25 protein-coding genes are annotated in these 23,535 nt (G+C 60.6%); 12 read left to right on the top strand and 13 right to left on the bottom strand.

Annotation, left to right across the window (positions count from 1 at the left end; genetic code table 11):
- The first annotated feature begins 30 nt into the window (after window positions 1–30).
- A complete protein-coding gene (locus JNB88_RS26080; protein ID WP_037133833.1) occupies window positions 31–720 on the top strand; it encodes an HAD family hydrolase in 690 nt (229 codons plus the stop codon).
- Window positions 720–2,303 carry an FGGY-family carbohydrate kinase gene (locus JNB88_RS26075; protein WP_220357986.1) on the top strand — a complete coding sequence of 528 codons (1,584 nt, stop codon included), beginning with the start codon at window positions 720–722 and terminating at the stop codon, window positions 2,301–2,303. Before JNB88_RS26080 ends, JNB88_RS26075 begins: the two co-directional genes overlap by 1 nt.
- Window positions 2,304–2,306: 3 nt before the next feature.
- On the opposite strand, the gene JNB88_RS26070 is transcribed toward JNB88_RS26075, so the two are convergent.
- On the bottom strand, window positions 2,307–3,161 hold the full coding sequence (locus JNB88_RS26070) for a MurR/RpiR family transcriptional regulator (protein ID WP_220357985.1): 855 nt from the start codon (window positions 3,159–3,161) through the stop codon (window positions 2,307–2,309).
- A gap of 230 nt (window positions 3,162–3,391) precedes the next feature.
- On the opposite strand from JNB88_RS26070, the gene JNB88_RS26065 reads away from it, so the two are divergent.
- Window positions 3,392–4,120, top strand: a complete 729-nt coding sequence (locus tag JNB88_RS26065) for a sulfate transporter family protein (protein WP_220357984.1) — start codon at window positions 3,392–3,394, stop codon at window positions 4,118–4,120.
- Here JNB88_RS26065 and JNB88_RS26060 read toward each other — a convergent pair.
- Window positions 4,109–4,534, bottom strand: coding sequence for a VOC family protein (locus JNB88_RS26060; protein ID WP_220357983.1), 426 nt, complete (start codon window positions 4,532–4,534; stop codon window positions 4,109–4,111). The genes JNB88_RS26065 and JNB88_RS26060 overlap by 12 nt on opposite strands.
- Before the next feature lie 83 nt (window positions 4,535–4,617).
- Here JNB88_RS26060 and JNB88_RS26055 point away from each other — a divergent pair, with 83 nt between their 5' ends.
- Entirely contained in the window at window positions 4,618–5,196 is a 579-nt protein-coding gene (locus JNB88_RS26055) for a TetR/AcrR family transcriptional regulator (RefSeq protein ID WP_220357982.1), read from the top strand.
- Here the strand turns inward: JNB88_RS26055 and nth are convergent.
- On the bottom strand, window positions 5,161–5,943 hold the full coding sequence (nth, locus tag JNB88_RS26050; protein ID WP_223217340.1) for an endonuclease III: 783 nt from the start codon (window positions 5,941–5,943) through the stop codon (window positions 5,161–5,163). The two genes, JNB88_RS26055 and nth, sit on opposite strands and share 36 nt — an antisense overlap.
- Window positions 5,944–5,965: 22 nt before the next feature.
- Here nth and JNB88_RS26045 point away from each other — a divergent pair, with 22 nt between their 5' ends.
- The 3 genes from JNB88_RS26045 to JNB88_RS26035 all read left to right on the top strand — a co-directional run bounded on the left by JNB88_RS26045 (window position 5,966) and on the right by JNB88_RS26035 (window position 7,998).
- Window positions 5,966–6,463, top strand: coding sequence for a DUF2244 domain-containing protein (locus JNB88_RS26045; protein WP_037133836.1), 498 nt, complete (start codon window positions 5,966–5,968; stop codon window positions 6,461–6,463).
- 68 nt (window positions 6,464–6,531) lie between these two features.
- A complete protein-coding gene (locus tag JNB88_RS26040) occupies window positions 6,532–7,404 on the top strand; it encodes a methylated-DNA--[protein]-cysteine S-methyltransferase (protein ID WP_037133343.1) in 873 nt (290 codons plus the stop codon).
- A gap of 114 nt (window positions 7,405–7,518) precedes the next feature.
- Window positions 7,519–7,998 (top strand): hypothetical protein, encoded by a 480-nt coding sequence (locus JNB88_RS26035; RefSeq protein WP_220357980.1) that lies wholly within the window; start codon window positions 7,519–7,521, stop codon window positions 7,996–7,998.
- Between the two features lie 10 nt (window positions 7,999–8,008).
- Here the strand turns inward: JNB88_RS26035 and JNB88_RS26030 are convergent, their stop codons facing one another.
- The gene (locus JNB88_RS26030; protein WP_220357979.1) at window positions 8,009–8,992 is read right to left on the bottom strand and encodes a sugar-binding transcriptional regulator; all 984 of its coding nucleotides are present in this window, start codon (window positions 8,990–8,992) and stop codon (window positions 8,009–8,011) included.
- A 312-nt stretch (window positions 8,993–9,304) separates the two neighbouring features.
- Here JNB88_RS26030 and tal point away from each other — a divergent pair, with 312 nt between their 5' ends.
- Entirely contained in the window at window positions 9,305–10,270 is a 966-nt protein-coding gene (tal, locus tag JNB88_RS26025) for a transaldolase (RefSeq protein ID WP_220357978.1), read from the top strand.
- A gap of 56 nt (window positions 10,271–10,326) precedes the next feature.
- Here tal and JNB88_RS26020 read toward each other — a convergent pair whose 3' ends face one another.
- Window positions 10,327–11,163: an amidohydrolase family protein gene (locus JNB88_RS26020; protein WP_220357977.1), complete on the bottom strand. Its 837-nt coding sequence runs from the start codon at window positions 11,161–11,163 to the stop codon at window positions 10,327–10,329.
- A gap of 213 nt (window positions 11,164–11,376) precedes the next feature.
- Between JNB88_RS26020 and JNB88_RS26015 the strand changes: the two genes are divergently transcribed.
- The 3 genes from JNB88_RS26015 to JNB88_RS26005 all read left to right on the top strand — a co-directional run bounded on the left by JNB88_RS26015 (window position 11,377) and on the right by JNB88_RS26005 (window position 14,103).
- Window positions 11,377–12,108, top strand: coding sequence for an SDR family oxidoreductase (locus JNB88_RS26015; RefSeq protein WP_220357976.1), 732 nt, complete (start codon window positions 11,377–11,379; stop codon window positions 12,106–12,108).
- Between the two features lie 76 nt (window positions 12,109–12,184).
- The gene (locus tag JNB88_RS26010; protein ID WP_223217339.1) at window positions 12,185–12,823 is read left to right on the top strand and encodes a DUF1345 domain-containing protein; all 639 of its coding nucleotides are present in this window, start codon (window positions 12,185–12,187) and stop codon (window positions 12,821–12,823) included.
- A gap of 71 nt (window positions 12,824–12,894) precedes the next feature.
- A complete protein-coding gene (locus JNB88_RS26005) occupies window positions 12,895–14,103 on the top strand; it encodes an adenylate/guanylate cyclase domain-containing protein (RefSeq protein WP_220357975.1) in 1,209 nt (402 codons plus the stop codon).
- On the opposite strand, the gene JNB88_RS26000 is transcribed toward JNB88_RS26005, so the two are convergent.
- The 7 genes from JNB88_RS26000 to JNB88_RS25970 form a co-directional block, all read right to left on the bottom strand.
- Window positions 14,100–14,273: a DUF1328 domain-containing protein gene (locus tag JNB88_RS26000; protein WP_037133354.1), complete on the bottom strand. Its 174-nt coding sequence runs from the start codon at window positions 14,271–14,273 to the stop codon at window positions 14,100–14,102. The two genes, JNB88_RS26005 and JNB88_RS26000, sit on opposite strands and share 4 nt — an antisense overlap.
- A gap of 148 nt (window positions 14,274–14,421) precedes the next feature.
- A complete protein-coding gene (locus tag JNB88_RS25995) occupies window positions 14,422–15,849 on the bottom strand; it encodes a gamma-aminobutyraldehyde dehydrogenase (RefSeq protein WP_220357974.1) in 1,428 nt (475 codons plus the stop codon).
- Window positions 15,850–15,901: 52 nt separating this feature from the next.
- The gene (locus tag JNB88_RS25990; RefSeq protein ID WP_037133358.1) at window positions 15,902–16,717 is read right to left on the bottom strand and encodes an ABC transporter permease; all 816 of its coding nucleotides are present in this window, start codon (window positions 16,715–16,717) and stop codon (window positions 15,902–15,904) included.
- On the bottom strand, window positions 16,707–17,681 hold the full coding sequence (locus JNB88_RS25985) for an ABC transporter permease (protein WP_220357973.1): 975 nt from the start codon (window positions 17,679–17,681) through the stop codon (window positions 16,707–16,709). The genes JNB88_RS25990 and JNB88_RS25985 overlap by 11 nt, the downstream gene beginning before the upstream one ends.
- Window positions 17,678–18,664, bottom strand: coding sequence for an ABC transporter ATP-binding protein (locus JNB88_RS25980; RefSeq protein ID WP_220357972.1), 987 nt, complete (start codon window positions 18,662–18,664; stop codon window positions 17,678–17,680). The genes JNB88_RS25985 and JNB88_RS25980 overlap by 4 nt, the downstream gene beginning before the upstream one ends.
- Before the next feature lie 201 nt (window positions 18,665–18,865).
- Window positions 18,866–20,026: an ABC transporter substrate-binding protein gene (locus tag JNB88_RS25975; RefSeq protein WP_220357971.1), complete on the bottom strand. Its 1,161-nt coding sequence runs from the start codon at window positions 20,024–20,026 to the stop codon at window positions 18,866–18,868.
- Between the two features lie 132 nt (window positions 20,027–20,158).
- Window positions 20,159–21,067, bottom strand: a complete 909-nt coding sequence (locus tag JNB88_RS25970; protein ID WP_016556965.1) for a LysR family transcriptional regulator — start codon at window positions 21,065–21,067, stop codon at window positions 20,159–20,161.
- A 181-nt stretch (window positions 21,068–21,248) separates the two neighbouring features.
- Between JNB88_RS25970 and JNB88_RS25965 the strand changes: the two genes are divergently transcribed.
- Window positions 21,249–21,965 (top strand): hypothetical protein, encoded by a 717-nt coding sequence (locus tag JNB88_RS25965; RefSeq protein WP_220357970.1) that lies wholly within the window; start codon window positions 21,249–21,251, stop codon window positions 21,963–21,965.
- A gap of 71 nt (window positions 21,966–22,036) precedes the next feature.
- Here the strand turns inward: JNB88_RS25965 and lysS are convergent, their stop codons facing one another.
- A complete protein-coding gene (lysS, locus tag JNB88_RS25960; RefSeq protein WP_220357969.1) occupies window positions 22,037–23,533 on the bottom strand; it encodes a lysine--tRNA ligase in 1,497 nt (498 codons plus the stop codon).
- Window positions 23,534–23,535 lie beyond the last annotated feature (2 nt).

The following is a 23,535-nucleotide window of genomic DNA, read 5'->3' as shown; positions in this document are numbered from 1 at the left end:
CGTCCTGCACCAACTGCGATTGGGTCTGCCATGACTGATGCTGAAACACGGCTGGTCATTTTCGATTGTGATGGAGTGCTTGTCGATAGCGAACCGATCTCGGTCAGCGTTCTCGTCAAGGCGATGAATGATCTCAACGTCCCGATCACCGAGGAGGAGGTTTACGGCCGCTTCCTGGGGCGTAGCTTGGCCACCGTTATCGAGACGATGAAGAGCGAGTACGACGTTCATCCGGGCCAGGAATTCCTCGACCAGATCCGCACGGATCTTTATCAGCGTTTCCGCAAGGAGTTGAAGCCGATCGAGGGTGTCGCCGAGACGATCGACGGGCTCGGCATCCCCTGCTGTGTCGCATCGTCGAGCCAAGTCGAGCGCATCCGCCTGTCGCTGACTGTCACGGGCCTGATTGATCGGCTGCCTGACATCTTCAGCGCGACGATGGTCAAGAATGGCAAGCCGGCGCCCGATCTATTCCTGCATGCGGCACACGAAATGAATGTCGACCCTGCCAATTGCGTGGTCATCGAGGATAGCCCGGCCGGCATCCAGGCTGCGAAGGCGGCAGGCATGACGGTGTTTGCTTTCACGGGCGGCTCGCACGCCAATTTCTCTGGCTACCGCGCTGAGCTCGACCGGCTTTCTCCGGAGGCTGTGTTTGACGTCATGCCGGATTTAATACACCTTGTCCGAAAACATAAGCGGGACGGGATGCACCTTTAATGCCTCAGCATGTGGTTGCGGTCGATATCGGCACGGGCAGTGCGCGCGCCGGCGTCTTCGACGCTAACGGCGGGCTGCTGGGCAAGGCCGAACACCCGATCATCATGAACAGGCCGCGTGAAAATCACGCCGAGCACGATTCAGAAGACATCTGGTCGGCGGTCTGCATTGCCGTGCGCAAGGCAACGGAGCAATCGGGGGTCGAGCCGGCGTCGGTCGGTGCGATTGGCTTCGATGCCACCTGTTCGCTCGTGGTGCGTGATGTCGACGGAGGGCAGATCAGTGTCTCCACTGGTGGGGAGCGTCGCTTCGACACCATCGTCTGGCTCGATCACCGGGCGCTGAAGGAAGCGGATTTCTGTACGGCGACCAAGCACCCCGTCCTGGAGCATTCCGGGCATTTCATGTCGCCGGAAATGGAAATGCCGAAGCTGATGTGGTTGAAGAAGCGACTGCCCGGGACCTGGATGAACACCGGCTACCTTTTCGACCTTGCCGATTTCATGACTTGGAAGGCGACCGGCGCGTTGGCTCGCTCGCGCTGCACGCTGACGGCCAAGTGGAACTATCTCGCGCATCGGGATCAGGGTTGGCAGAAGGACTTTCTGGAGCAGATCGGGCTCGACGATCTGCTGGAGCGTGGGCGGCTGCCAGAGGAAACGGTTCCTGTCGGGAAAAGCGTCGGGACGCTGACGCAGGAGGCCGCCTCGGCACTTGGATTGACGACGGCGTGCCATGTTTCGGCCGGCATGATCGATGCTTATGCCGGGGCGCTCGGAACGCTCGGCGGCGAGGCGCACGATGCTCGCGGCCTGGAGCGTCAGTTGGCGCTCATCGCCGGCACGTCGAGCTGCATCGTGTCGTTCTCGCGCGAGCGCAAGCCGAGCCATGGCATGTGGGGGCCATACTACGAGGCGGTGCTACCTGAGTCCTGGCTGGCGGAAGCCGGGCAGTCGGCAACCGGAGCGCTGCTCGATCACATTGTGCGGATGCACGCTGCTGGCGGCGAGCCGACAGCAGCGCTGCATCAGAAGATTGCCGTCCGGATTGCGCAGCTTCGCGCGGAGGAGGGAGATGACTTCGGCGCGCGCATCTTCGTCCTGCCTGATTTTCACGGCAACCGTTCGCCGCTTGCCGATCCGCATGCCGTCGGCGCGATCAGCGGGCTGACACTAGATACTTCGTTCGACGGGCTCTGCGCACTTTACTGGCGCGCCGCCGTAGCTATTGCGCTCGGCATTCGCCATATCCTCGAGCGGATGAGAGAGTATGGGTATGTACCCGACACGCTGCATGTTGCCGGCGGGCACGTCAAGAATCCGGTGCTGATGGAGCTTTATTCGGATGCGACGGGCTGCAGGATCGTGGTGCCGAAGATGAACGAGGCGGTACTTCTCGGCACGGCCATGGCGGCTTCTGTTGCCTGTGGGCTTTATGGCGATCTCGCAGAGGCAGGATCGGCAATGTATCCCGGCGGCGAAGAGTGGCTGCCGAATGCCGCCAAGCGGGACTTTTACGACCGCGACTATCGCAGGCTGCTTGCGATGTATCGTCACCGTGCCGAGCTCGAGGCGATGGCGTAGGCTCTAGCGGTTTCCGCCCTCTCCAAGCAGGCTGCCGAATTCCGCCATACGACGTATGCGAGCCGCTGCCTCCTCGCCAGCGGCCGCGGTGACGGCTTCCGATAGACAGTCGAGCAGCGCCATTAGCGGTGGCAGATTGTCACCATTGTCGGTGCGGGTCGGAGGCAGGGCAAGCGCAAGATTTGCCTGGTCCGGGATCCAATTGGCACCTTGCGCGGTGATCAGGATTACCTTGTACCCGTAGCGTCGGGCCGTGCGCGCCAGCAGGCGGGCCCTGCGGAAGCGTTTGCTGTCGATCACAATAAGTAGGGCGTCAGTGCCATCGATCCGCGCAAAGAGCTCGGCAAAGCGGCTGCCTGTTCCATCAAGGGCACGAACGCCGTCGCGCGCGAGCGTCAGGCGCTGGGCGAAGTGAGATGAGAACCCGGAAAGACTCGCGTGCGTGGCGATGAAAACCTCCCGCGCGGCCGATATCATCGACACCGCTTCGCTCCACTGTGGCTGGCCCGTCAGATGATAGATGTGGTGCAGCGCCTGGATCTGTTCCGAGACAAGCACCGCGAGCGGCTTGCCGGCGGAAGCGTCCGTCTGCAGCTCTGTCAGCGATGCCTGCATCTGTGTCGGGGAGATGGCGCTCGTCTCGCGAATGTGAACCTTGACGCTGTCGAGCCCCTGATAGCCGAGCGCGCGAAGAAAGCGGCCCACCGTCATGGGGCTCAGGTCGAGACGGTCGGCGACAGAGGCAGCGGTTTCGAATGGCAGGTCGTTCAGATGCTCTGAGAAATATTTCGCGATTCGCCGTTCGGCCGGGGTGCCGGACTTGGCATATTGGCGAAGCTTCTGAACAAAATCTTCCACGTTAGCCGTCCTGGTCTTCCCGGAAGCGTTTCGCGGATATGCAGGGCAACCCTTGTCGTTTTTCAACTATTCCGGAAGCTGCGTCTCAGGATCAAGCAATCTTGGATGATAAATTACTATATCTTAACATAGCATTTTCGACAAGTTTTGGGTCAGTCCGCCGAATTTATTTCAGCCTTGCCGTTCAAAGTTCAGATTCCTACATGGTTGATGCAACCGGAGACCTCATAATGATCTTTCAGGCCGCTCGCCTTTCCCTCATCAATCTTTTTGCGGCGGAGACGCGGTCGGTCTTTTGGAAGGTCCTGGGCCTCACGCTTCTGGTTCTCGTCGGGTTCTGGCTGCTGCTGCGCAGCGCATTCATGTCGTTCGTCTTCCCCTGGCTTGCCAGTTTCTTTCCGGCGATGCCGGATTGGGCGGGCTGGCTGGGTTTTGTCTTTGCGATTGCCGCCGGCATTGGGCTTGCGCTTGGATTGGCGTTGTTGCTGTCGCCGGTGACGGCACTGATTGCCGGCCTGTTTCTCGATGATGTGGCCGAGGTTGTCGAGAAACGGGACTATCCCTCGGATCCGCCTGGCACGGCGATGCCGCTGGGTCCGGCGATTGCGAGCTCGATCAAGTTTCTCGGCGTCGTCATTGCCGGCAATATCGTCGCGCTCTTCCTGCTCTTTGTGCCAGGCGTCAACCTGATCGCCTTTTTCCTGGTCAACGGCTACCTGCTCGGCCGGGAGTTCTTCGAGTTTGCCGCCATGCGCTTCCGCTCGCCGCAGGAGGCGCGGTCATTCCGCGCCAAGCATGCCGCAACGGTCTTCCTCGCAGGCCTTGTCATCGCTGCGTTCCTTGCCATCCCGATCGTCAATCTGCTGACACCGCTCTTCGCTGCGGGGCTTATGGTGCACCTGCACAAGCTCATTTCTGGAGAGGACGCGGGCCTTCGTGGCCCGATATCAGGTCGGTAGAGCCGAAGCCTCGTACATTTCGGCGTATTCCGCAGTTGGCGGTATCGGCTTGATGATGTCGATCAGCACACCGTTCGGATCGGCGGTGATGAAGTGTCGCTGGCCGAAATCCTCGTCGCAGATCGGCTTGAGGATAGGCAGTCCGGCGTTGAGGTTTTCTTCGTAGATGCTGTCGACATCGTCCACTTCGAAGTTCAGCAGCAGGCCGGAAACCTTTCCGCGGGCAATCAGCGGGATCGTTTCGTGATTGCCGTCGAGAATAGCGAGAGTGACGTGGTCGTCCTCCAACGACTGCAGGTGGAAATACCAATCACTTTCGAAAAGCGGCTTGAAGCGAAAATGCCGGCAATAGAAGTCCGCCGTGTCCCGAACCCGGTCGGTCATGATCACAGGATAGTAGCTGGTCGATTTCATCTCTTTTCCTCCAATCGGTTTTTACGTACACTATGTATGTTTTGATAGATAACATACATACAGTTTGTATGTAAAGAGGTGCCATGAGCAGAAGCAACCGTGAGCGGACAGAACAGACAAGGCAGACCCTGCTCGATTCTGCTCGAGCGCTCTTCGTGGAAAAAGGCTACGCCGACACTGCGACGCCAGATATTGTTGCTGCTGCGGGCGTCACGCGCGGTGCGCTTTACCATCATTTCGAGGACAAGAAGGCGCTGTTTCGTGCGGTGATCGAACGTGAGGCAATGGCAGTTGCCGAGGCAATCGAAGCGCGCACACCGAACCGCCTGACGCCGCGGGAGGCCTTGCTGGATGGCGGCTCGGCCTATTTCGATGCAATGGCGCAGGAGGGCCGGACGAAGTTGATGCTGCTTGAGGCGCCCGCCGTTCTCGGCCTCTCCGATACCAGTGCCATAGATCAAGAGAATGCCGAAACGACGCTTCAACGCGGCCTCGAGGCCTACCTTCCGGGCGCGGGGCCGATGCTGCTACCGATCACGCGGCTCCTTTCGGCAGCTTTCGACCGTGCCGCGATCGCCATTGATGCCGGTGAGAGCCGCAGCGACTATGAGCGTGCTATTGCCGCTTTACTCGACAGCCTCGCCGATCACCTGCGGCGGTAGTTCAATCAATGGCGCCGGCACATCCCAAGTCTTTTCCGGCGACTTGCAGATGTCCGCGATGACGCAGCGCTCACACTCCGGTTTACGGGCCTTGCAGGTGTAGCGACCATGCAGGATCAGCCAGTGGTGGGCGTGGTAGAGGTAGTGTTTCGGCACCACCTTCATCAGGCGCTCCTCGACCTCATCGGGTGTCTTGCCAGGCGCCAGTTTGATGCGGTTGGCGATGCGGAAAATGTGGGTGTCCACTGCCATCGTCGCCTGACCGAAGGCCATGGAGAGGACGACGTTGGCGGTCTTGCGCCCTACACCCGGCAGCGTCACCAGTTCCTCTCGCGTTTGCGGCACGACGCCGCCGAAGTTGTCGACCAGCATCTGCGAGAGAGCGATCACGTTCTTTGCCTTGTTGCGATAGAGGCCAATCGTCTTGATGTAGTCGCGGACCTTCTCCTCGCCGAGCGACAGCATCTTTTCCGGCGTGTCGGCGATTTTGAACAGCGCCCGGGTCGCCTTGTTGACGCCGGCGTCCGTCGCTTGGGCTGAAAGGGCCACGGCAACGACCAGCGTGAACGGGTTCGTATGCTCCAACTCGCCCTTCGGTTCGGGGCGCTGGACCGAAAATCGTCGGAATATTTCCTCGCGCTCGGCTTCGGAATAGGCCGAGCGAACGGTTGCCGGCTTCTTGCGGCGAACGATCACTTTTGAGGTCTGCGACGATGTGGCTGATGATTTGAGTTTCGGAGCTGGCATGGAAAATCTATACTTGGCAGCCATGATGGAAAGCAACGCCGATCAAGCCAACGACCAACCTGTTTTTGCCGCCGAGCTCTTTCCATACCGGTCTCTCGGTCGCAAGGGCTTCAAGGTGTTGCTGCTCCTGAGCGGCGTGGTATGCGGCCTCTACGGCATGTTCTTCGTGGCGACCGGCGCGTGGCCGATCGGCTTCTTTTTCGGGTTGGACTTTCTGCTACTCTACGGCGCTTTCTGGCTAAACTACCGTTCGGGTCGTGCACGGGAAGAAGTGATCGTGTCACGCACCGATATCTCCGTCCGGAAGTTCGCGCCTTCCGGTCGGATGGTCGAACATCACTTCAATCCTTTCTGGACCCGCTTCTTCGTCCGTCGCCATGAGGAAATCGGCATTCTGTCGATGCATATTTCCGGGGAAGGAAGGGGGACGGACGTCGGTTCCTTTCTCAATCCGGATGACCGCGAGAGCTTCGCCAAGGCTTTCAGGCGGGCGCTTGCCACCGTCAAGCAACGGATTTGACCGACGGCAAGAATCGGGTGGTTTGCACAACCTCACTTGACTATCTCCTTGGTACAAGGAGAAAGATCATGAACATGGTAGCCAAGCTGAACAAAGACATCACGCCCGACGGCTCAGACTACGGGACCGTCCGACAGGTGATCGAACTCATCACCGAGGACTACCGCGACCAGCCTTCGCTCGAAACGATCGCGGCGCGGCTGAACCAATCTCCAACGCAGCTGCAAAAGACGTTTACGCGTTGGGCGGGCCTGTCTCCGAAGGCTTTTCTGCAGGCGGTCACCCTCGATCACGCCAAGCGGCTTCTACGCGAAGAAGCGATGCCATTGCTGGAAACGTCGATCGAGGTCGGCCTTTCCGGTCCCAGCCGTCTGCACGATCTCTTCGTGACCCATGAGGCGATGTCGCCGGGGGAATGGAAGGCCAGAGGCGGCGGCTTGACGATCCGATATGGCTTCCATTCGTCACCGTTCGGTGTCGCGCTGGTCATGGCGACCGACCGCGGCCTCGCGGGGCTTGCCTTCAGCGACATCGGAGACGAGTCCGCCTGCCTCGAAGACATGACATGCCGGTGGCCGAATGCGAATTATGTAGAGGATGCGGAGGCAACGGCCCCCTATGCCGTGCGGATATTCGAGCCGGGCCGCTGGACCGGCGATCAGCCGCTGCGCGTTGTTTTGATCGGCACCGATTTCCAGGTGCAGGTATGGGAAAGCCTTTTGAAGATCCCCTTCGGCAAGGCCGTCACCTACAGCGATATCGCCAACGATATCGGTCGACCGAAAGCAATGCGTGCGGTCGGCGCGGCGGTTGGCGCGAATCCGATTTCCTTTGTGGTTCCTTGCCATCGTGCGCTTGGCAAAGGCGGAGCGCTGACGGGGTATCATTGGGGCCTGACCCGCAAACGTGCCATGCTTGGTTGGGAAGCAGCGCACGCCTAATCGCGGCGGCCGATCTATCCGACCTGTGGATACGCTTCGTTCTCTGGGAGCCCTGCCATCAAAAACTCAGGAATCGCGGATTTCATCTCGCGGCTGGGACTCGAGGAGGCGGAAATGAACCCTGGAGACAAGCCGTGCAAGATCGCAGGCATCGCCGTTAGCTTGCTCGCGATGTCGGTTGCCCCAACTTGGGCAAACTGCAAATCAGCGATGAGCAGCCCGCAATGGCCGGATGTGGCGCGGGCGATATCGACCGCGCAGTTGTGCGAGCAACTCCCCGTGGGGCCGAACCGCACCAGCAGTTTCAAGGTTGTGTCTGCAGATGTTTGTTCGACGGGGGACAGTCTTGCATCGATCAAGGCGACAGCGCTTTTGACTTGCGAGACCGGCGAGGATGCACTCTTCCAGATGGCTCCGGTGGAGGGGAAGGTCGTGGCCACCGTTTCCCTTGACGTGGGGGCGTGCAGGATCACGGACACCCACATCGAAATCGATGGCGAGATAGGGAGCCTTCTATCGGGCTTGCCAGATACCCAGGATTTCGGGCGCAACTGGGCGCAGTCGCAATTGTCGCGCCTGTGCCAGCTGCGGTAACGAATGGACGTTAGGCCACCTCCGCGAGCTCCAGCAGCGCCTTGGCGGCGCTCTCGTCGGTAATCAGCGTGTTGCAGCCGATCCGCTTGATCGTGGCCCGGATTGCCACGGCACGATGCGCGCCGCCGGATGACAACACGATATGCCTGGCCTTCTTCAAGGTATCGAGGTCCACCGACATGACGCGACTATTGATCGAGTGATCGATCGTGTTGCCGTCCCTGTCGAGGAAGTTGAACATCGTGTCGCAGACGCAGCCGGCGTCGATCAGCTGCTGCAGCTCGGCTTTCGAGATCCATCCCTCCGACAGCGAGGTCGAGTGCGGGCCGATGTCGCCGCAGCTGACGATTGCGAGATCTAGCGCTTCAGCCAGCCGATAGATCGTATCGAGTCCGCATTTTTCGATGAGGTTTCGCTTTGTCTCGGTCGAGTCCACCAGCAGCGGCGCGAGGAACATGTAGCATTCCGCGCCGAGCTGGCTCGCGAGCCGCCATGTATAGTCGATCGGGTTCGTCTGGTGGACGGCAACGACGCCGCCGAGCAGGGAAACGACCTTGCAGTTGTCGCGGCGAGGCGGTCGGAAGCTGGAAAGCGAGGCCGTCATGGTCCGTCCCCAGCCGACGCCGATCGTGTAATCGTCGGGAATGGCTTCCGAGAGAAACTGTCCGAGCGCAAGCCCGACGCTCTTGGCCAGTGAATTGGCGTCGGGGTGGGCGGGCGCCGGCACGACGATCGCCTCGTCGAGGCCGTAGGCGCGCTCCAATTTGACCGACAGTTCGACGCAATCGCCGATCGAGTCGTTGATCCAGATCTGAACTTCGCTGCGCTTCATCGCCTCATCCAGCAGGCGGATCACCGTTGTGCGGCTGATTCCGAGCTGTTCGGCAACATCCTTCTGCGTCAGTCCCTGATTGTAATAGAGCCAGGCCGCCCGCAGCCTGAGGGATGATGCTTCAGAATAAGCCGTGTGAGTGCCGCGTTTGAGCTTGACCACATCTCCTCCGGAGCGAATTGCGCCCTAGATCTATCATCAAGCCAGGACCGGTTCCTTGTTCCACCCGATAATGCCGGGTGTGACACTTATGTCAATTGAAATGCACAAATGTCCTTGACATATCTGGTCGGGAATAGTGATAGTCGCCGCGAAGACGACGCCTCGGGCGTCCGAGGAGGCAATGTGCGGGCAGGGCTAGTTTCGATCGGCATTTGCGCCGCGGCCCAAATGAACAATACCGCTTGTTCGTAGAAAGATTTGCCGGGCGATGTTCGTGCCGGCTCGCAGCTCAAGTCAAAAGGACCACTGACCATGACATCCAAGCTTGACCAACTCCGCGAGATCACCACCGTCGTTGCCGATACCGGTGACATCGAGGCCGTAGCCCGTCTGAAGCCGGTCGATTGCACTACGAACCCAAGCATCGTGCTGAAGGCACTCGGTACGCCGATGTTCGCAGACGCGATCAAGGAAGCTGTTGCCTGGGGTAAGAAGCAGGGTGGCAATCCGGATGCCGTTTCTGCGGCTGTTGCCGATCGTCTGGCGATCTCCGTCGGTGCTGCTCTGGTTAAACTCGTTCCTGGCCGCGTTTCGACCGAAGTCGATGCCGACCTTTCGTTCGACACCGAAGCCTCGCTTGCCAAGGCCCGTGCGATCATCGCAGCCTACAAGGAGCGCGGCATCGAGCGCGACCGCATCCTGATCAAGCTCGCCTCGACGTGGGAAGGCATCCGTGCCGCCGAAATCCTGCAGAAGGAAGGCATCGATTGCAATCTGACGCTTCTGTTCTCCAAGGCTCAGGCCGTTGCCTGCGCGGATGCGAAGGTATTCCTGATCTCGCCCTTCGTCGGCCGCATCCTCGACTGGTACAAGAAGTCGACGGGCAAAGAATTCACGCCTGAGGAAGATCCGGGCGTTATCTCCGTCCGCGACATCTACAACTACTACAAGTCCAACGACATCAAGACGATCGTCATGGGCGCGTCGTTCCGCAGCGCTGGCGAAATCGAAGCGCTGGCTGGTTGCGATCGCCTGACGATTGCGCCGAATCTGCTCGATGAGCTTTCCAACGATCAGGGCAAGCTCGAGCGCAAGCTGTCGCCTGACGTGACGAAGCCTGCCCCGAAGATCAAGGTCGACGAAAAGACCTTCCGCTGGATGATGAACGAAGACGCGATGGCAACCGAAAAGCTTGCCGAAGGCATCCGCGCTTTCGCCAAGGACCTCGGCACGCTCCGCAGCAATGTTCAGAAGGAACTGCAGCTCGCAGCCGCTTAACGTCCGCGAGAGTTATAACGGAAAGGGCGACGCCATCGGCGCCGCCCTTTTTTCTTTCACATCGACCAGATGCGCTTGGCGTTGGCTTGGTAAAGCTTGTCTCGCTCCTCCGCGCCGCAGCCTGCCGTCAGCGCGTGAGTGGCGGCAACCCAGGGCGTGAGCCCGCCGCCCAGCGTGCAGACCGGCCAGTCGCTGCCCCAGACGACGCGATCCCAGCCGAAACTCTCGATCGTGTGCTCGACATAGGGGCGAAGGCTATCGACCGACCAGTTTTCCAGATCACCATAAGCGATGACACCGGAAACCTTCGCGGTCACGTTGGAGCGTCGGGAGAATGCCGTGATGCCCTTGCGCCAGATTTCGCTCATGCCGTCTTTGATCGGCGGGTTGGCGCAATGGTCGAGGATGAAGCGGACGTCCGGGCAATGATCGACAAGTGCGAGAACCGTTTCGAACTGGTGCGGGAAGGCACAGAGATCGAAGGTCATGCGCGTGCCGGACAGCCGCTTGATGTTCTCTCGGAAAATTGGCCGCGCGGCCGTGTCATCAGGCGCCACATGCAGGACGCGGCGAAAGCCCTTGACGAAAGGATCGGCAAGCGACCGCTCGAGATAGGCTGCGAACCCGTCTTCCTCCGGCCGGCAGGCGGCGATCACCCCGCGTACGAGGCTCGAGGGGCGGCGGCTTATCTGCCTGATGTAATTGGTCTCGTCCTCCATGCGATCGGGTGCCACATCCACTTCCATGTGCAGGACGTTGGAAATTCCGCACCGCAGCGCATCCCTTGAATAGTCCTCGTAAAGACTGTCGCGATTGAGGTCACCCGCACCGGAAAGCCAGGGATAATCGAGCGCCTGCCGATCGAGGATGTGCAGGTGTGTATCAAAGAGCATGCGGTTCCTCCCATTCATGCCATGCTATCCGCCGCCGAACTGCGGCATCTCGCCCGCTGGGGCATTGGTGAGCAAATTTTCCATGCCGGCCGGCACGGGATCGATTAGGGTTTCCTCGGCGCGCCGCCCTCTTTTCCGCAGGTTGACGCCGGTTTGAATATATTGTTTGCATATGAATGAATGCGCTGCAAGCGCTGGAGTTTTGGAGGACGCATGAGCCACGGTCTGGAAGGAAAGAAAGTCGTCATCACGGCGGCGGGTCAGGGTATCGGCAGGGCGAGCGCCGAGCGCTTTCTTTCGCTCGGCGCGCATGTCTATGCGACCGATATCAACGAAAAGACGCTTTCCACGCTGGAAGGCGCCGAGAAACGTGTTCTCAATGTTCTTGATGGCGATGCCGTCCGCGCCTTCGCAGCCGAGATCGGCCCGATCGATGTTCTTTTCAATTGCGCGGGTTTCGTTCACGCCGGTTCGATCCTTGAATGCGAGGAAAAGGACTGGGATTTCTCTTTCAACCTGAACGCCAAGGCGATGTATACGACCTGCCGTACCTTCCTTCCCGGGATGCTGGGAAAGGGCAAGGGATCGATCGTCAACATGGCCTCGGTCGCATCAAGCGTGAAGGGCGTTCCCAATCGCTTCGCCTACAGCGCTTCGAAGGCCGCCGTGATCGGCCTGACGAAATCGATCGCCTCTGACTTTGTCGCCAAGGGTATCCGCGCCAACGCGATCTGCCCCGGCACGGTCGACAGTCCTTCCCTGCACGATCGTCTGCGCGCCACCGGCGACTACGAAAAGGCCATGAAGGATTTCATTGCCCGCCAGCCGATGGGGCGGATTGCGACGCCTGAGGAAATCGCGGCACTCGTCACCTATCTCGCCGGAGACGAGGCGGGCTTCACGACCGGGCAGATCCATGTCGTGGATGGCGGCTGGACGGGCTGAGGCGATATTGCTCCCGCCGCCATCAAGCTGATATCAAAGATAAGTTTGCAATGGTAGGCGTCGGGAAAGTCAGCTTATGGAGCAGGTTCGCAGGCACATGGTCTTCTTCGTTGCCTTGGTGGCGGGCCTGGTTACGTTCTTGTTGCTGACCAGCCGAGAGGTCAATCCTGAAAACCTGATCGTTGCCTGGAACGTCAGCGCTGTCGTCTTTACGGTGTTCACGTGGCACCGGATGCTGCGCGCCAGCGTCGCCAGTATTCGCAAGCGGGCGGAGGATCTCGATTTCTCCGACGTCATTCTTCTCGCGCTTTCGATTGCCGCTGCGCTCGCCAGCATTGCCGGCATCGCGATCGAGCTTCATACAGCCAGGGAGGCTGAAGCGGGCGTGGCCCTGGCGCGTGCGCTCGGCGCGGTCGCCACGATTCTGATTTCCTGGGCTTTCCTGCATACGCTGTTTACCGTGCACTACGCGCATCGCTTTTATGGCGGGGAGGCAAAGGGGGAAGGACTGAAATTTCCCGAGGATATCGAAGAGCCCGGCTACTGGGATTTCCTCTACTATTCCTTTACCATAGGCGTCGCGTCACAGACGGCCGACGTTGCAACGACGACGGTAACCATGCGCAAGCTCACTCTCCTGCATTCCGTCCTGTCGTTCCTGTTCAACACCACGATCCTGGCGCTTGCGATCAATGTCGGCGCGAGCTTGCTCTAACCCCTTTGGCTGCGTGGAGGGGCGCGTTGATCTGATGTATGAAGCAATCTCGGCGTCCAAAGGTTGCTGTCATGGAAGCGTTGCCGCGTGAAAAATTGTTGGTACTCGCAGGCTGCGACGATGCCAGTCTGGGCGATTTCGAGCGACTGCGGATCATTGTCCCTGGAGACGCCGGCTATCAGCCGAGTGACGTCAGCCGGCTTCGGCTGATCCTCGCGCTGCGGGATGCGGGTATTGGCCTCGATGTACTGGCCGAGGGCTTGAAACGGCAGATATTCTCGTTCGAGTTTGCCAGCCAGCTGATGTTCGAGCCGGTCGCGATGACCGAGGCAACAGTCTCGGCCGAGGTGACGGCGGAACATCTCGATCTCGACGCGTTGAATGCTCTGAGGGCGAATGCCAGCCTGCCGCTTCTGGAGGCCGATCAGTTGCTTCGCGAAGACGATGTGGAGTTCATCCGGCTTGTGGCGGAGTGTACGCAGCTCGGGGCCTCGGCGGCCGGCATGGAACGCGTGCTGCGCGTCTTCGGGCACTCGGTTCGCCGCTGTGTCGATACGATGCGCGACCTCTTTCGCGGCGAGGTCGAGGAGCCGATGCTGAATGCCGGGCTGAGCTACCACAAGCTTCTGGAGATCTCTGCTGCCAAGCGGCTGGCGCTGCAGAGGATCGGCTTCCGAATACTTTTCGTGCTGCAGCGGCGAATGCTGGAAGAAGCGGTTTTCGACAATATCGTCGGAAGGCTGCAGGATGCACTGCGGGAGCACGGCCTGGAACCTGGTGACGAAGCGAGCCTGCCGGCGGTCGCCTTCGCCGATCTTTCCGGCTTCACGGGGCTGACGCAGGAGATCGGCGATGCACCAGCCGCGGAAAAGGCTGCACGGTTCGAGGCGATCGCACAGCGCCTTTCACGTCGGTTCGACGGGCGCATCATCAAGCCACTGGGAGACGGCGTGATGATGCTGTTTCCGGACGCAGCCTCAGCGGTCGAAGCATCGATCTCGCTGGTGGAGCAGAGCCGCACAGACGAGTTGCCACCCGTGCGTGTTGGCGTGGCAACGGGGCAGGTCGTCCCGCGCGACGGCGATATTTTCGGGCGTACGGTCAACCTTGCTGCGCGCGTTTCGGCTCTGGCGGGACCTTCCCAGACACTCGTTTGCTTCAATACCCGCGCTGCGGCCGAAGTGTCGACGCGCAAGCTTTCCTTCCAGGACCTAGGGGCCGTGTCCCTGAAGGGCTTCAGGGATTCGGTGCACCTCTTTGCTGCTCAGCGCGCGGGCTAAAGCACCGCATTGCCGGCCATGAGCGCCAGGATCAGGAAGATCAGGAAGATCACCAGTGCGATGCCGAAGAGAACGCGGGCAATCGTCGCGGTGGCGGCGGATATGCCGGAAAAACCGAAGAAGCCGGCAATCAGCGAAATAACGAAGAATATAAGCGCCCATTTAAGCATGGATTTTTTCCTCTTTGTTCATCGTCTAGATGACGCGGTGCGAGGAAATTTGTTCCATTGCGGTCTCTGCAATCGGCTCAGGCCAACGGCGCCCTCTCCCGAGAGCGCCGTGGGTTCGTTGTCGGTTACATCGGGCCCGGCTCGCGGATCAACCGTGGTTGATCATCACGTGGCGAACGGCGGTGTAGTCTTCCAGCGCGTAGACGGACATGTCCTTGCCATAGCCTGATTGTTTCAGGCCGCCATGCGGCATCTCGTTGGTGAGCATGAAGTGGGTGTTGATCCAGGTGCAGCCGTACTGCAGGCGAGCGGCGGTCTTCATGCCGCGGCTGATGTCCTTGGTCCAGACCGACGAGGCGAGGCCATAGTCGCTGTCGTTTGCCCATGTGACGGCATCCTCGACATCCGTGAAGCGGGTCACCGATACGACGGGACCGAAGACCTCGCGGCGGACGATCTCGTCTTCCTGAGTGGCTCCCGCGATGACCGTTGGAGTGTAGAAGAAACCCCTGTCGCCTGATGTCTTGCCGCCGGTGGTGATCTCCATGTGCTTGTGTTCGCCGGCACGGGCGACGAAGCTTTCGACGCGGTCACGCTGGCGCTTGGAGATCAGCGGGCCGATTTCGTTTTCGGTGTCATCCTGCTGGTTGAACTTGATCGAGGAAACCGCCGAAGAGAGGTCGGCGACGAACTTGTCGTAGACCTTCGCGTCGGCATAGATGCGGCAGGCGGCGGTGCAATCCTGGCCGGCATTGTAGTAGCCGAAGGTGCGGATGCCCGCGACGACGGCATCGATATCGGCGTCGTCGAAGACAATGACTGGGGCCTTGCCGCCGAGTTCCAGATGCGTGCGCTTCACGGTCTTGGCGGCGGCCTGCAGCACCTTCTTGCCGGTCGCGACGTCGCCGGTGATCGACAGCATCGAGATCTTCGGGTGGTTGATCAGTGCATTGCCGACGCTTTCACCTCGGCCGAGAATGACGTTGACGACGCCTTCAGGCAGGATTTCGGAGAGCAGCTTCGCCATCTTCAGAGCCGTCAACGGCGTCTGTTCCGAGGGCTTGAAGACGACGGTGTTGCCGCCCGCGATCGCCGGCGCCAGCTTCCAGGCCATCATCATCAGCGGGTAGTTCCAGGGCGCGATCGACCCGACGATGCCGACGGCGTCGCGGCGGATCATCGAGGTGTGGCCGGGCAGGTATTCGCCGGCGACCGGGCCGTGCAGATTGCGCACCGCGCCGGCGAAGAAGCGGTAGCAATCGACGATCGCGGGGATCTCGTCATTGAGCACGGCGTTGATCGGCTTGCCGCAGTTCAGCGCTTCCAGTGCTGCAAAGCCCGCGGCATCCTTCTCGATCGCGTCGGCAATCTTCAGGAGGTAGCTGGAGCGCTCGCCAGGCGTCGTCTGCGACCAGTGCTTGAACGCGCCTTCTGCGGCGTCCACGGCTGCGTCGATCTGAGCAAGCGAGGCTTCCGGCAGGTCGAGCACGGTCTCGCCCGTCTTCGGGTTCAGGATGTGCTCTTCCGTTTCCGTGCCCGCTTCGAAGCGGGCTCCAATCAGCATCGCGGTGTCCATTATGTTCTCCCTTGTCTTTGATGGGGCGGGATGGGGGGTATCCCGCGTCCGTTTATTTGCCGGCTCCGGCGACCTGGTCGCCGTCGCGGGTGAGGTAGTAGGCTGCCAGGATCGGCAGGAAAGTGACGAGCACGACGACCATCGCGACCACGTTGGTGACCGGTCGCTGGCGCGGGCGAATGAGTTCCTCGAGCATCCAGATCGGCAGCGTCGATTGCTGTCCACCGGTGAACGTCGTGACGATGACCTCGTCGAAGGACAGCGCGAAGGCGAGCATGCCGCCGGCCAGAAGCGCCGTGCCGATGTTCGGCAGGATGACGTGGCGGAAGGTCTGGAAGCCGTCGGCCCCAAGATCCATCGACGCTTCGATCAGCGAACCGGAGGTGCGGCGGAAGCGGGCGACTGCGTTGTTGTAGACGACGACGACGCAGAACGTCGCGTGGCCAAGCACGATCGTCCAGACCGAGAACGGAATATCGAAGAGGCTGAAGGCGGAGCGCAGCGCGATGCCGGTGATGATGCCGGGCAGGGCGATGGGCAGGATAACCAAGAGCGAGATCGCTTCCCGGCCGAAGAACTTCGTCTGGCTGATCGCCGCGGCGCAAAGCGTGCCGAGCACCAGTGCGACTACAGTCGCGATGCTTGCGACCTGAACGGACAGGCCGAGAGCCGACCAAACATCGGGGCGGTTCCAGGCAACGGCGAACCATTGCGTCGTCAGGCCGGGGGGCGGCCATTGATAGCTCTTCTCCTCAGTCGTGAAGGCATAGACGAAGATCAAAAGGATCGGCAGATGCAGGAAGAGCAGGCCACCGGCTGCGGCGACTTTCAGGAGCAGCGGCGAACGCTGTGAACGATCAGAGCGCATCGAAGGCCCCCTGTTTCTTGGCTAGCCAGAGATAGATGGCCATGATGACGATCGGGACGACGGAGAAGGCGGCCGCGAGCGGCACGTTGCCTGCGGTGCCCTGCTGGGCATAGACCGCCTGACCGATGAAGAGACGCGACGAGCCGATGATCTGCGGGATGATGTAGTCGCCTAGTGTCAGCGAGAACGTGAAGATCGAGCCGGCGACGATGCCGGGCAGCGCCAGCGGGAACAGAACCGTGCGGAAGGTCTGGCTCGGCGTTGCACCGAGGTCGGACGAGGCCTCGATGAGGTTGCCGGGCACGCGTTCAAGTGCAGCCTGTGTCGGCAGGATCATGTAAGGCAGCCAGACATAGACGAAGACGAGGAAGGTGCCGAGATAGCTGACCGACAGCGAGTTGCCGCCGATGACGGGCAGGCCGAGGACACCGTCGAGCAGCCAGGACAGGTGCAGCTTGTCGAAGATCCAGGTCAGGATGCCTTCCTTCGCGAGGATGAGCTTCCACGCATAGATCTTCACGAGATAGCTGGACCACAGCGGCAGCATGACGCCGAGATAGAACAGCGCCTTCCATTTGCCCTGCGCATAGCGGGCTGCATAATAGGCGATCGGAAAGGCGACGACGGCTGAGGCCAGCGTCACCAGCGCCGCCATGATGATCGTGCGGATGATGATGTCGAAATTCGTCGGGCTGAGGAGCTGCGCGTAAGTCGCCAGCGTGAACTCATAGTTCACCAGGCCGGAGAAATCGTCGATCGAGAAGAAGCTCTGCAGGAGCAGCGCAATCAGCGAGCCGATATAGATGATGCCGAGCCACAGCAGGGGCGGCGTGAGCATCAAGAAAAGCAGCAGCTTCGGGTGCCGCCAGAAGGCGTCGGACAGCCCGCCGAAGAAACCGCCGCGACCGGGCAGGATCGACGTCTCGCGCAGTTCGGCCGGCTTTGTCAGAGCAATGGCGGTCATGCTGCGTCATCCATGTAGTGCACATCGACGGACTGCCAGGCGAGGCGGACGTGCGCGCCGACATCAGGCACGTTGGCGCCGGCAGGCAGCATCACGTGCAGGCGCGTGCCCTTGGCGGCGACCGTCAGACGGGTTGCAGCCCCCAGGAAGCTCGCATTTTCGACGCGCGCCTCGACGCCGTCGCCCGCGACATGGATCGCTTCAGGACGGAGGCTCGCCCAGCGTTTTTCGCCGCCGAGCGCGGTCATCAGGTCGGGCGCAATGACATTGGAGGAGCCGACAAAATCGGCGACGAAACGAGTTTTCGGGCGGCGATAGATATCGTGCGGCGTGCCCTCCTGGACGATGCCGCCATTGTTAAAGACGGCGACGCGGTCGGCCATCGACAGCGCCTCACCCTGATCGTGGGTGACGAAGATGAAGGTAATGCCGAGTGCGCGCTGCAGGCTCTTCAGCTCCTCCTGCATCTGTTCGCGGAGCTTCAGATCGAGTGCACCGAGTGGTTCGTCGAGGAGAAGGACTTTCGGCTTGTTGACGAGTGCGCGGGCGAGTGCCACGCGCTGCCGCTGGCCGCCCGACAGCTGTCCGGGCTTGCGTGCACCGTAGCCGGGCAGCTTCACGAGCTCCAGCGCCTGCTCGGCCGCTTTGGTGCGTTCGGTCTTGCCCACACCCTTGACCATCAGCCCGTAGGCGACGTTGTCGAGGATGTTGAGGTGAGGGAAGAGCGCGTAGTCCTGGAAGACGGTGTTGACGTTGCGACGATAAGGCGGAATGCCCTCGGCCGTTTCACCAAAGATTTCGATGTGACCGCCCGTCGGCTGTTCGAAGCCTGCGATCAGGCGCAGGCATGTCGTCTTGCCGGAGCCGGAAGGGCCGAGCATGGCGAAGAACTCGCCGGGCGCAATTTCGAGATCGACGCTATCGACGGCGCGGACCTGGCCAAAATGGCGCGAGACCTTTTGGAAACGGACGGCGGGGGTCATGGTAAGCTCCGGGATGTAATGTTTGTTTTATCTTCTTCGCAGCGGGAAGAAGGTGGCCCTGAAGGCTCGAACGAGGGGACAACCCGGCGTTCCGTCATCGCGCCCCCGCGCTGACGTTCGCTCTTTTGCTCGGTTGCCCCCTCGTCTGCCCTCGCAGGGCGTCTTCTCCCCGGCGGGGAGAAGGAGAGGTTGCGGACGATGTTATCTTCCGCCGATTACGCCGATGTAGTCAGAGACCCAGCGATGATAGGGAACGCATTCGCTCTGCGTCGTGCACTTGGCTGTCGGCGTTTTCCAGAACTTGATCTTGTCGAAGTGATCATAGCCGTTCGTGGCGCAACCGGTGTCCGTCATCAGCTCGTTGCCCTTGCAGGCGGCCGGAACAGAGGGAACGGCGCCAAACCAGGCAGCGGCATCCCCCTGGACCTTGGCCTGCAGCGAATGCTCCATCCACATGTAGGCGCAGTTCGGATGTTCGCTGTCAGCGTGCAGCATCGTGGTATCGGCCCAGCCGGTCGTCCCTTCTTCCGGGAAGGTGGATGCGATCTTCTGTTTGTCAGCCTGCATCAGGTTAACCTGGAAGGGCCAGGAGCCGGAGGCTACGACGCCTTCGTTCTTGAAGTCGTCGATCTGGATCATCGCGTCGTGCCAGTAGCGGGAGACGAGCTTGCGCTGGCCGCGCAACAGATCGAGAGCCGCCTTGTACTGGTCCTCGTTGAGCTCGTAGGGATCCTTGATGCCGAGTTCCGGCTTGTGGGCCATCAGGTAGAGCGCAGCGTCTGCAACATAGATCGGTCCGTCATAGGCCTGCACCCGGCCCTTGTTCGACTTGCCGTCAGGCAGCGTTTCCTCTTCAAACACAACCTTCCAGCTGGTTGGTGCCTTATCCTTGAAAGCGTCGGTATTATACATCAGCACGTTCGGTCCCCAGAGATAGGGAACGCCGTAGTGAACGTCCTTCACGGTGTACCATGGGGCGTTCTGCAGGCGCTTGTCGACGTTCTTGAAGCTCGGAATGAGATCGGTGTTGATCGGCTGGACACGCTTGCCGGCAATCAGGCGGAGCGATGCGTCGCCCGAGGCAGTGACGAGGTCGAAGCCGCCTTCGTTCATCAAGGAGACCATTTCGTCAGACGTCGCCGCAGTCTTGACGGACACCTTGCAACCGGTTTCCTTTTCGAACGCGGTGACCCAGTCGTAGCTCTTGTCAGTCTCGCCGCGCTCGATATAGCCGGCCCAGGCCACGATGCTGACTGCACCTTCGCCCTTGCCCAGCGCCTTCAAGGGTTCTGCGGCTACCACTTGCGTCACGAAGCTCAGGCTCGCGATCGCAACCGTGCACGTTTTCAGAAGATATTTCATCTGATGTCTCCCGGTTGTGCCACTTTTCGTGGCGTTATGTTCCCGGTTGAAAAAGTGCGCCGAATTTTCCGGTTTCGCAAATTCATTTATCAGAAAGCCGATATCGGAATTTCCGATATCGTGAGTGAATACTTAACGGGGCCGACCGGATCGCAGCGCTTCGGCGATGCCAACGAAATCGCGTGCCGCTTGCGGCAGGCTTGAGCCCTTGCGCCAGACCATGCCGACCTGCACGACGGGGAGCGAGCCGGACACGTCGCGGCTCTCGATGCGGTCACCTTCCAGCGACCAGGGGCGATAGACGAGATCGGGCAGCAGCGCCACACCGGCGCCGGTGGCGACCAGGCTGCGGACCGCTTCCACCGAGCGAGTGCGGAAAGCGACATGCGGCCGCGCGCCCAGCGCCGAAAGCAGCTTGCCGGTGTTTTCCTCGATTTCGTCGACCGTCAGCATGATCAACGGTTCGCGGGCGATGTCGGCGACGGAGATGATGTCGGCGGAGACCAGCGGGTGGCCCATCGGCAGCCACAGCCGGTAGGGCGAAGTCTCCAGGATTTCTGCCTGCAAGGCCATGCGGTCGCGCAGGTTGGAAATCACCATGACCGCCACATCCAGTTCGCCGCCGACGAGCAGGTGTTCGAGATAGCCGCCATTGTCCTCGATCGCGCTGACTTCGACGCCTGGGCAGGCGCGGCGATAGCGGGCCAGGAGATCGGAGAGGACATAGCCGGCGACCAGCGACGTGACGCCGATGTTGAGCTTGCCCGACAATTCGTTCTGCTTGCCGGAGAAGCTGGTGCGGGCATCCGAAACACTTGCCAGGATCTTTGTTGCGTGGCGCAGGAACTGGTGGCCGTTGTGCGTGATCGTCAGACCGCGTGGATGACGCTCGAAAAGCTCGACGCCAAGGTCGGTTTCCAGCTCTTTGAGAGCCTCCGTAACCGAGGATTGAGAGATCGACAGGTTCTGCGCGGCCCGCGTTACCGAGCCCTGCTCGGCGACGGCGACAAAATATTGAATCTGGCGAAGCGTGAAGGCCATGCGCCGTTAGAGCATGGCCGCGAGGACATTGGCAAGCATCGGGAAAGCTTGGACCTTTTTTGGTACTAATCCCATACTGACGCAAACTTGGGCTGCGTATTTAAGTATTCGGAAACGTCATTTCTCTAGCGTCAAAACCACTCGTATCGCGTTGGAGCTTGTTAATGGCGGAGCAGTTGGCGTGAAGGCCCTACTGCGCATCTTCCGGCCTTCCCGGAAATTGGTGTTTATCATCGCTGGCGTCGCCCTCCTCGGGGGCGTCTCCGGCGGTGCCGCGCTTTATATCGGCAAAGACAAGATCCTCGGGCCTTCCGCGGAAGCGGCGAATGGCCTCTCCTGCACAGATGTCAATCTTGTCACGATCAAGAGGCAGAACCGCGTCTGGATTCGTAAGTATATCAAGACCGAGCCGACCGACGGCATGACGAGGGTCAAAACCGCGCTCCGCGTGGCCAAGGCCATCTATGACGCGCAGAAGCCCGATCTCGTGCAGGTCGTGGTTCTCGATACCAACGGACCCACGCTGCGCTCAGACATTCGAGGTCGCGCGATCGGCGCCGACGTCGTCTATATTCCGCACCCCGATCCCATCCTCGAGAGCGAAGAAGCCAAGACCTACACGGCCCGCTACTACGACGGAACCGCTGCTGCCAACGGGTTGTTCTTCGGAGAGCGTGTCGATCTTCCCGAAGACGAGATCACAGCGCTGAACGCATCCTTCAAGGACTATTCGGATTGCATCGACCCGATCGCCGTAGCCGCCACCAAGGGCGGGGAGGGCGAAGGCAAGAAGGCAGAAAAGACGGAAGATGCGAAGCCGGCGGAAGGCGGCGAACATGGTTCGGCGCCTGCTGAGGCAGCCGCAGCGGAGAAAGCCGCACCGGCCGCCGGTCACTAACTGCTCCAAAAGAAAAAAGGCGGCCGGCCATTCGGGCCGCCGCCTTTATTTTTGCATTCGGTAGGTTCGGATCAGTCCGCCTTGGCGCGGCGAGCCGGGAAGAGAATGACGTCACGGATCGACGGAGCGTTGGTAAGCAGCATGATCAGGCGGTCGACGCCGATGCCGAGACCGCCGGCGGGCGGCATGCCCTGGTCGATCGCATCGAGGAATTCATCGTCCAGCTGCTTTTCCTTTTCGCCACGAGCGTGCGCCTGCTCCAGCTGCTCGACCATGCGGCGGCGCTGTTCTTCCGGATCGTTGAGTTCGGAGAAGGCGTTGCCGAGTTCCCAGGCGTTGCAGTAGGTCTCGAAGCGCTCGACGAGGCGCGGCTCGCCCGGCACTTCCTTGGCAAAGGGCGAGATGTCCTTCGGGAAATGCGTGACGTGTGATGGCTGGATGAGCGTCGCCTCGACCTTCTCTTCGAAGATGAAGGCAAGGCATTCGCCCCAGGTCCAGTCCTTCTCGACCGCGAAGCCGGCAGCCTTGGCGGCTGTTCGGGTTTCCTCATCGGTTTTCATGGCGAGGAAGTCGATGCCTGTCACTTCCTTGACGGCGTCGGGCATCGGCACGCGCTTGAACGGGCCCTTGAAGGAGAGCTGCTTGTCGCCGTAGCTGAACTCTGTCGAACCGTGGATCTTGGTTGCCAGCTCCGCGAACATCCGCTCCACGAGGTCCATGATGTCCTCGTAGTCGGCATAGGCCCAGTAGCATTCCATCATCGTGAATTCAGGATTGTGCCGGGTCGACACGCCTTCGTTGCGGAAGTTGCGGTTGATCTCGAACACTTTGTCGGTGAGCCCGGATACCAGCGTGCGCTTCAGGAACAGCTCCGGCGCGATGCGCAGGTACATGTCCTGCTTCAGCGTGTTGTGGTGCGTCTTGAATGGGTCTGCCGTGGCACCGCCATAGACGGAGTGCAGCATCGGCGTTTCGACTTCCATGAAGCCGTCGTTTTCCATGAAGCGACGGATACCGGAGACGATCTTCGAGCGCTGCTGGAAACGGAGCTTCGATTCCTCGTTGGTCATGATGTCGAGGTGGCGTTTGCGATAGCGGATCTCGATGTCGGAAACGCCATGCCACTTCTCCGGCATGGGAAGCAGCGACTTGGTCAGCATGGTGATTTCGCGGGCGTTGATCGACAGCTCGCCGCGCTTGGTGCGACGCACGGTGCCGGTCACGCCGATGATGTCACCGATGTCGATCATGCCGAGCATGTTGCGAGCTTCTTCGGGCGTCACGTCCTTGTGGCTGAAGATCTGGATCTTGCCCGAGGCGTCATGGATATCCATGAACATGCCGGAGTTGCGGGAGGAGTATACGCGGCCGGCGACGGTCACGACATCCTGCGTCTCGACGTCGGAATCGAGATCCTTGTACTTTTCAGCCAGCTCGCCATTGGTCATGGTCCGGTGGAAATGCGCCGGATAGACGTCGCCGATCTGCTCGCGCAGCAGCTTGAGCTTCTGCGCGCGGACTTCTGTCGCGTCGGAGGAAAGGGTCGCTGTTTCGGTCTTTTCAGTCATGA

This window comes from Rhizobium cauense (genome assembly GCF_019511525.1).
GTDB lineage: Bacteria > Pseudomonadota > Alphaproteobacteria > Rhizobiales > Rhizobiaceae > Rhizobium > Rhizobium cauense.
This window is presented reverse-complemented; position numbering and strand designations above follow the sequence as displayed.

Bases quoted from the DNA above. Each gene is read 5' to 3' on its own strand.
- JNB88_RS25985 (WP_220357973.1), bottom strand. From the start codon at position 17,681: ATGACCGCCATTGCTCTGACAAAGCCGGCCGAACTGCGCGAGACGTCG.
- JNB88_RS25975 (WP_220357971.1), bottom strand. From the start codon at position 20,026: ATGAAATATCTTCTGAAAACGTGCACGGTTGCGATCGCGAGCCTGAGC.
- JNB88_RS25995 (WP_220357974.1), bottom strand. From the start codon at position 15,849: ATGGACACCGCGATGCTGATTGGAGCCCGCTTCGAAGCGGGCACGGAA.
- JNB88_RS26055 (WP_220357982.1), top strand. From the start codon at position 4,618: ATGAGCAGAAGCAACCGTGAGCGGACAGAACAGACAAGGCAGACCCTG.
- JNB88_RS25970 (WP_016556965.1), bottom strand. From the start codon at position 21,067: ATGGCCTTCACGCTTCGCCAGATTCAATATTTTGTCGCCGTCGCCGAG.
- JNB88_RS26040 (WP_037133343.1), top strand. From the start codon at position 6,532: ATGAACATGGTAGCCAAGCTGAACAAAGACATCACGCCCGACGGCTCA.
- JNB88_RS26065 (WP_220357984.1), top strand. From the start codon at position 3,392: ATGATCTTTCAGGCCGCTCGCCTTTCCCTCATCAATCTTTTTGCGGCG.
- JNB88_RS25980 (WP_220357972.1), bottom strand. From the start codon at position 18,664: ATGACCCCCGCCGTCCGTTTCCAAAAGGTCTCGCGCCATTTTGGCCAG.
- JNB88_RS26020 (WP_220357977.1), bottom strand. From the start codon at position 11,163: ATGCTCTTTGATACACACCTGCACATCCTCGATCGGCAGGCGCTCGAT.
- JNB88_RS26000 (WP_037133354.1), bottom strand. From the start codon at position 14,273: ATGCTTAAATGGGCGCTTATATTCTTCGTTATTTCGCTGATTGCCGGC.
- lysS (WP_220357969.1), bottom strand. From the start codon at position 23,533: ATGACTGAAAAGACCGAAACAGCGACCCTTTCCTCCGACGCGACAGAA.
- JNB88_RS26080 (WP_037133833.1), top strand. From the start codon at position 31: ATGACTGATGCTGAAACACGGCTGGTCATTTTCGATTGTGATGGAGTG.
- JNB88_RS26060 (WP_220357983.1), bottom strand. From the start codon at position 4,534: ATGAAATCGACCAGCTACTATCCTGTGATCATGACCGACCGGGTTCGG.
- JNB88_RS26005 (WP_220357975.1), top strand. From the start codon at position 12,895: ATGGAAGCGTTGCCGCGTGAAAAATTGTTGGTACTCGCAGGCTGCGAC.
- tal (WP_220357978.1), top strand. From the start codon at position 9,305: ATGACATCCAAGCTTGACCAACTCCGCGAGATCACCACCGTCGTTGCC.
- JNB88_RS25990 (WP_037133358.1), bottom strand. From the start codon at position 16,717: ATGCGCTCTGATCGTTCACAGCGTTCGCCGCTGCTCCTGAAAGTCGCC.
- JNB88_RS26045 (WP_037133836.1), top strand. From the start codon at position 5,966: ATGATGGAAAGCAACGCCGATCAAGCCAACGACCAACCTGTTTTTGCC.
- JNB88_RS26075 (WP_220357986.1), top strand. From the start codon at position 720: ATGCCTCAGCATGTGGTTGCGGTCGATATCGGCACGGGCAGTGCGCGC.
- JNB88_RS26015 (WP_220357976.1), top strand. From the start codon at position 11,377: ATGAGCCACGGTCTGGAAGGAAAGAAAGTCGTCATCACGGCGGCGGGT.
- JNB88_RS26010 (WP_223217339.1), top strand. From the start codon at position 12,185: ATGGAGCAGGTTCGCAGGCACATGGTCTTCTTCGTTGCCTTGGTGGCG.
- JNB88_RS26035 (WP_220357980.1), top strand. From the start codon at position 7,519: ATGAACCCTGGAGACAAGCCGTGCAAGATCGCAGGCATCGCCGTTAGC.
- nth (WP_223217340.1), bottom strand. From the start codon at position 5,943: ATGCCAGCTCCGAAACTCAAATCATCAGCCACATCGTCGCAGACCTCA.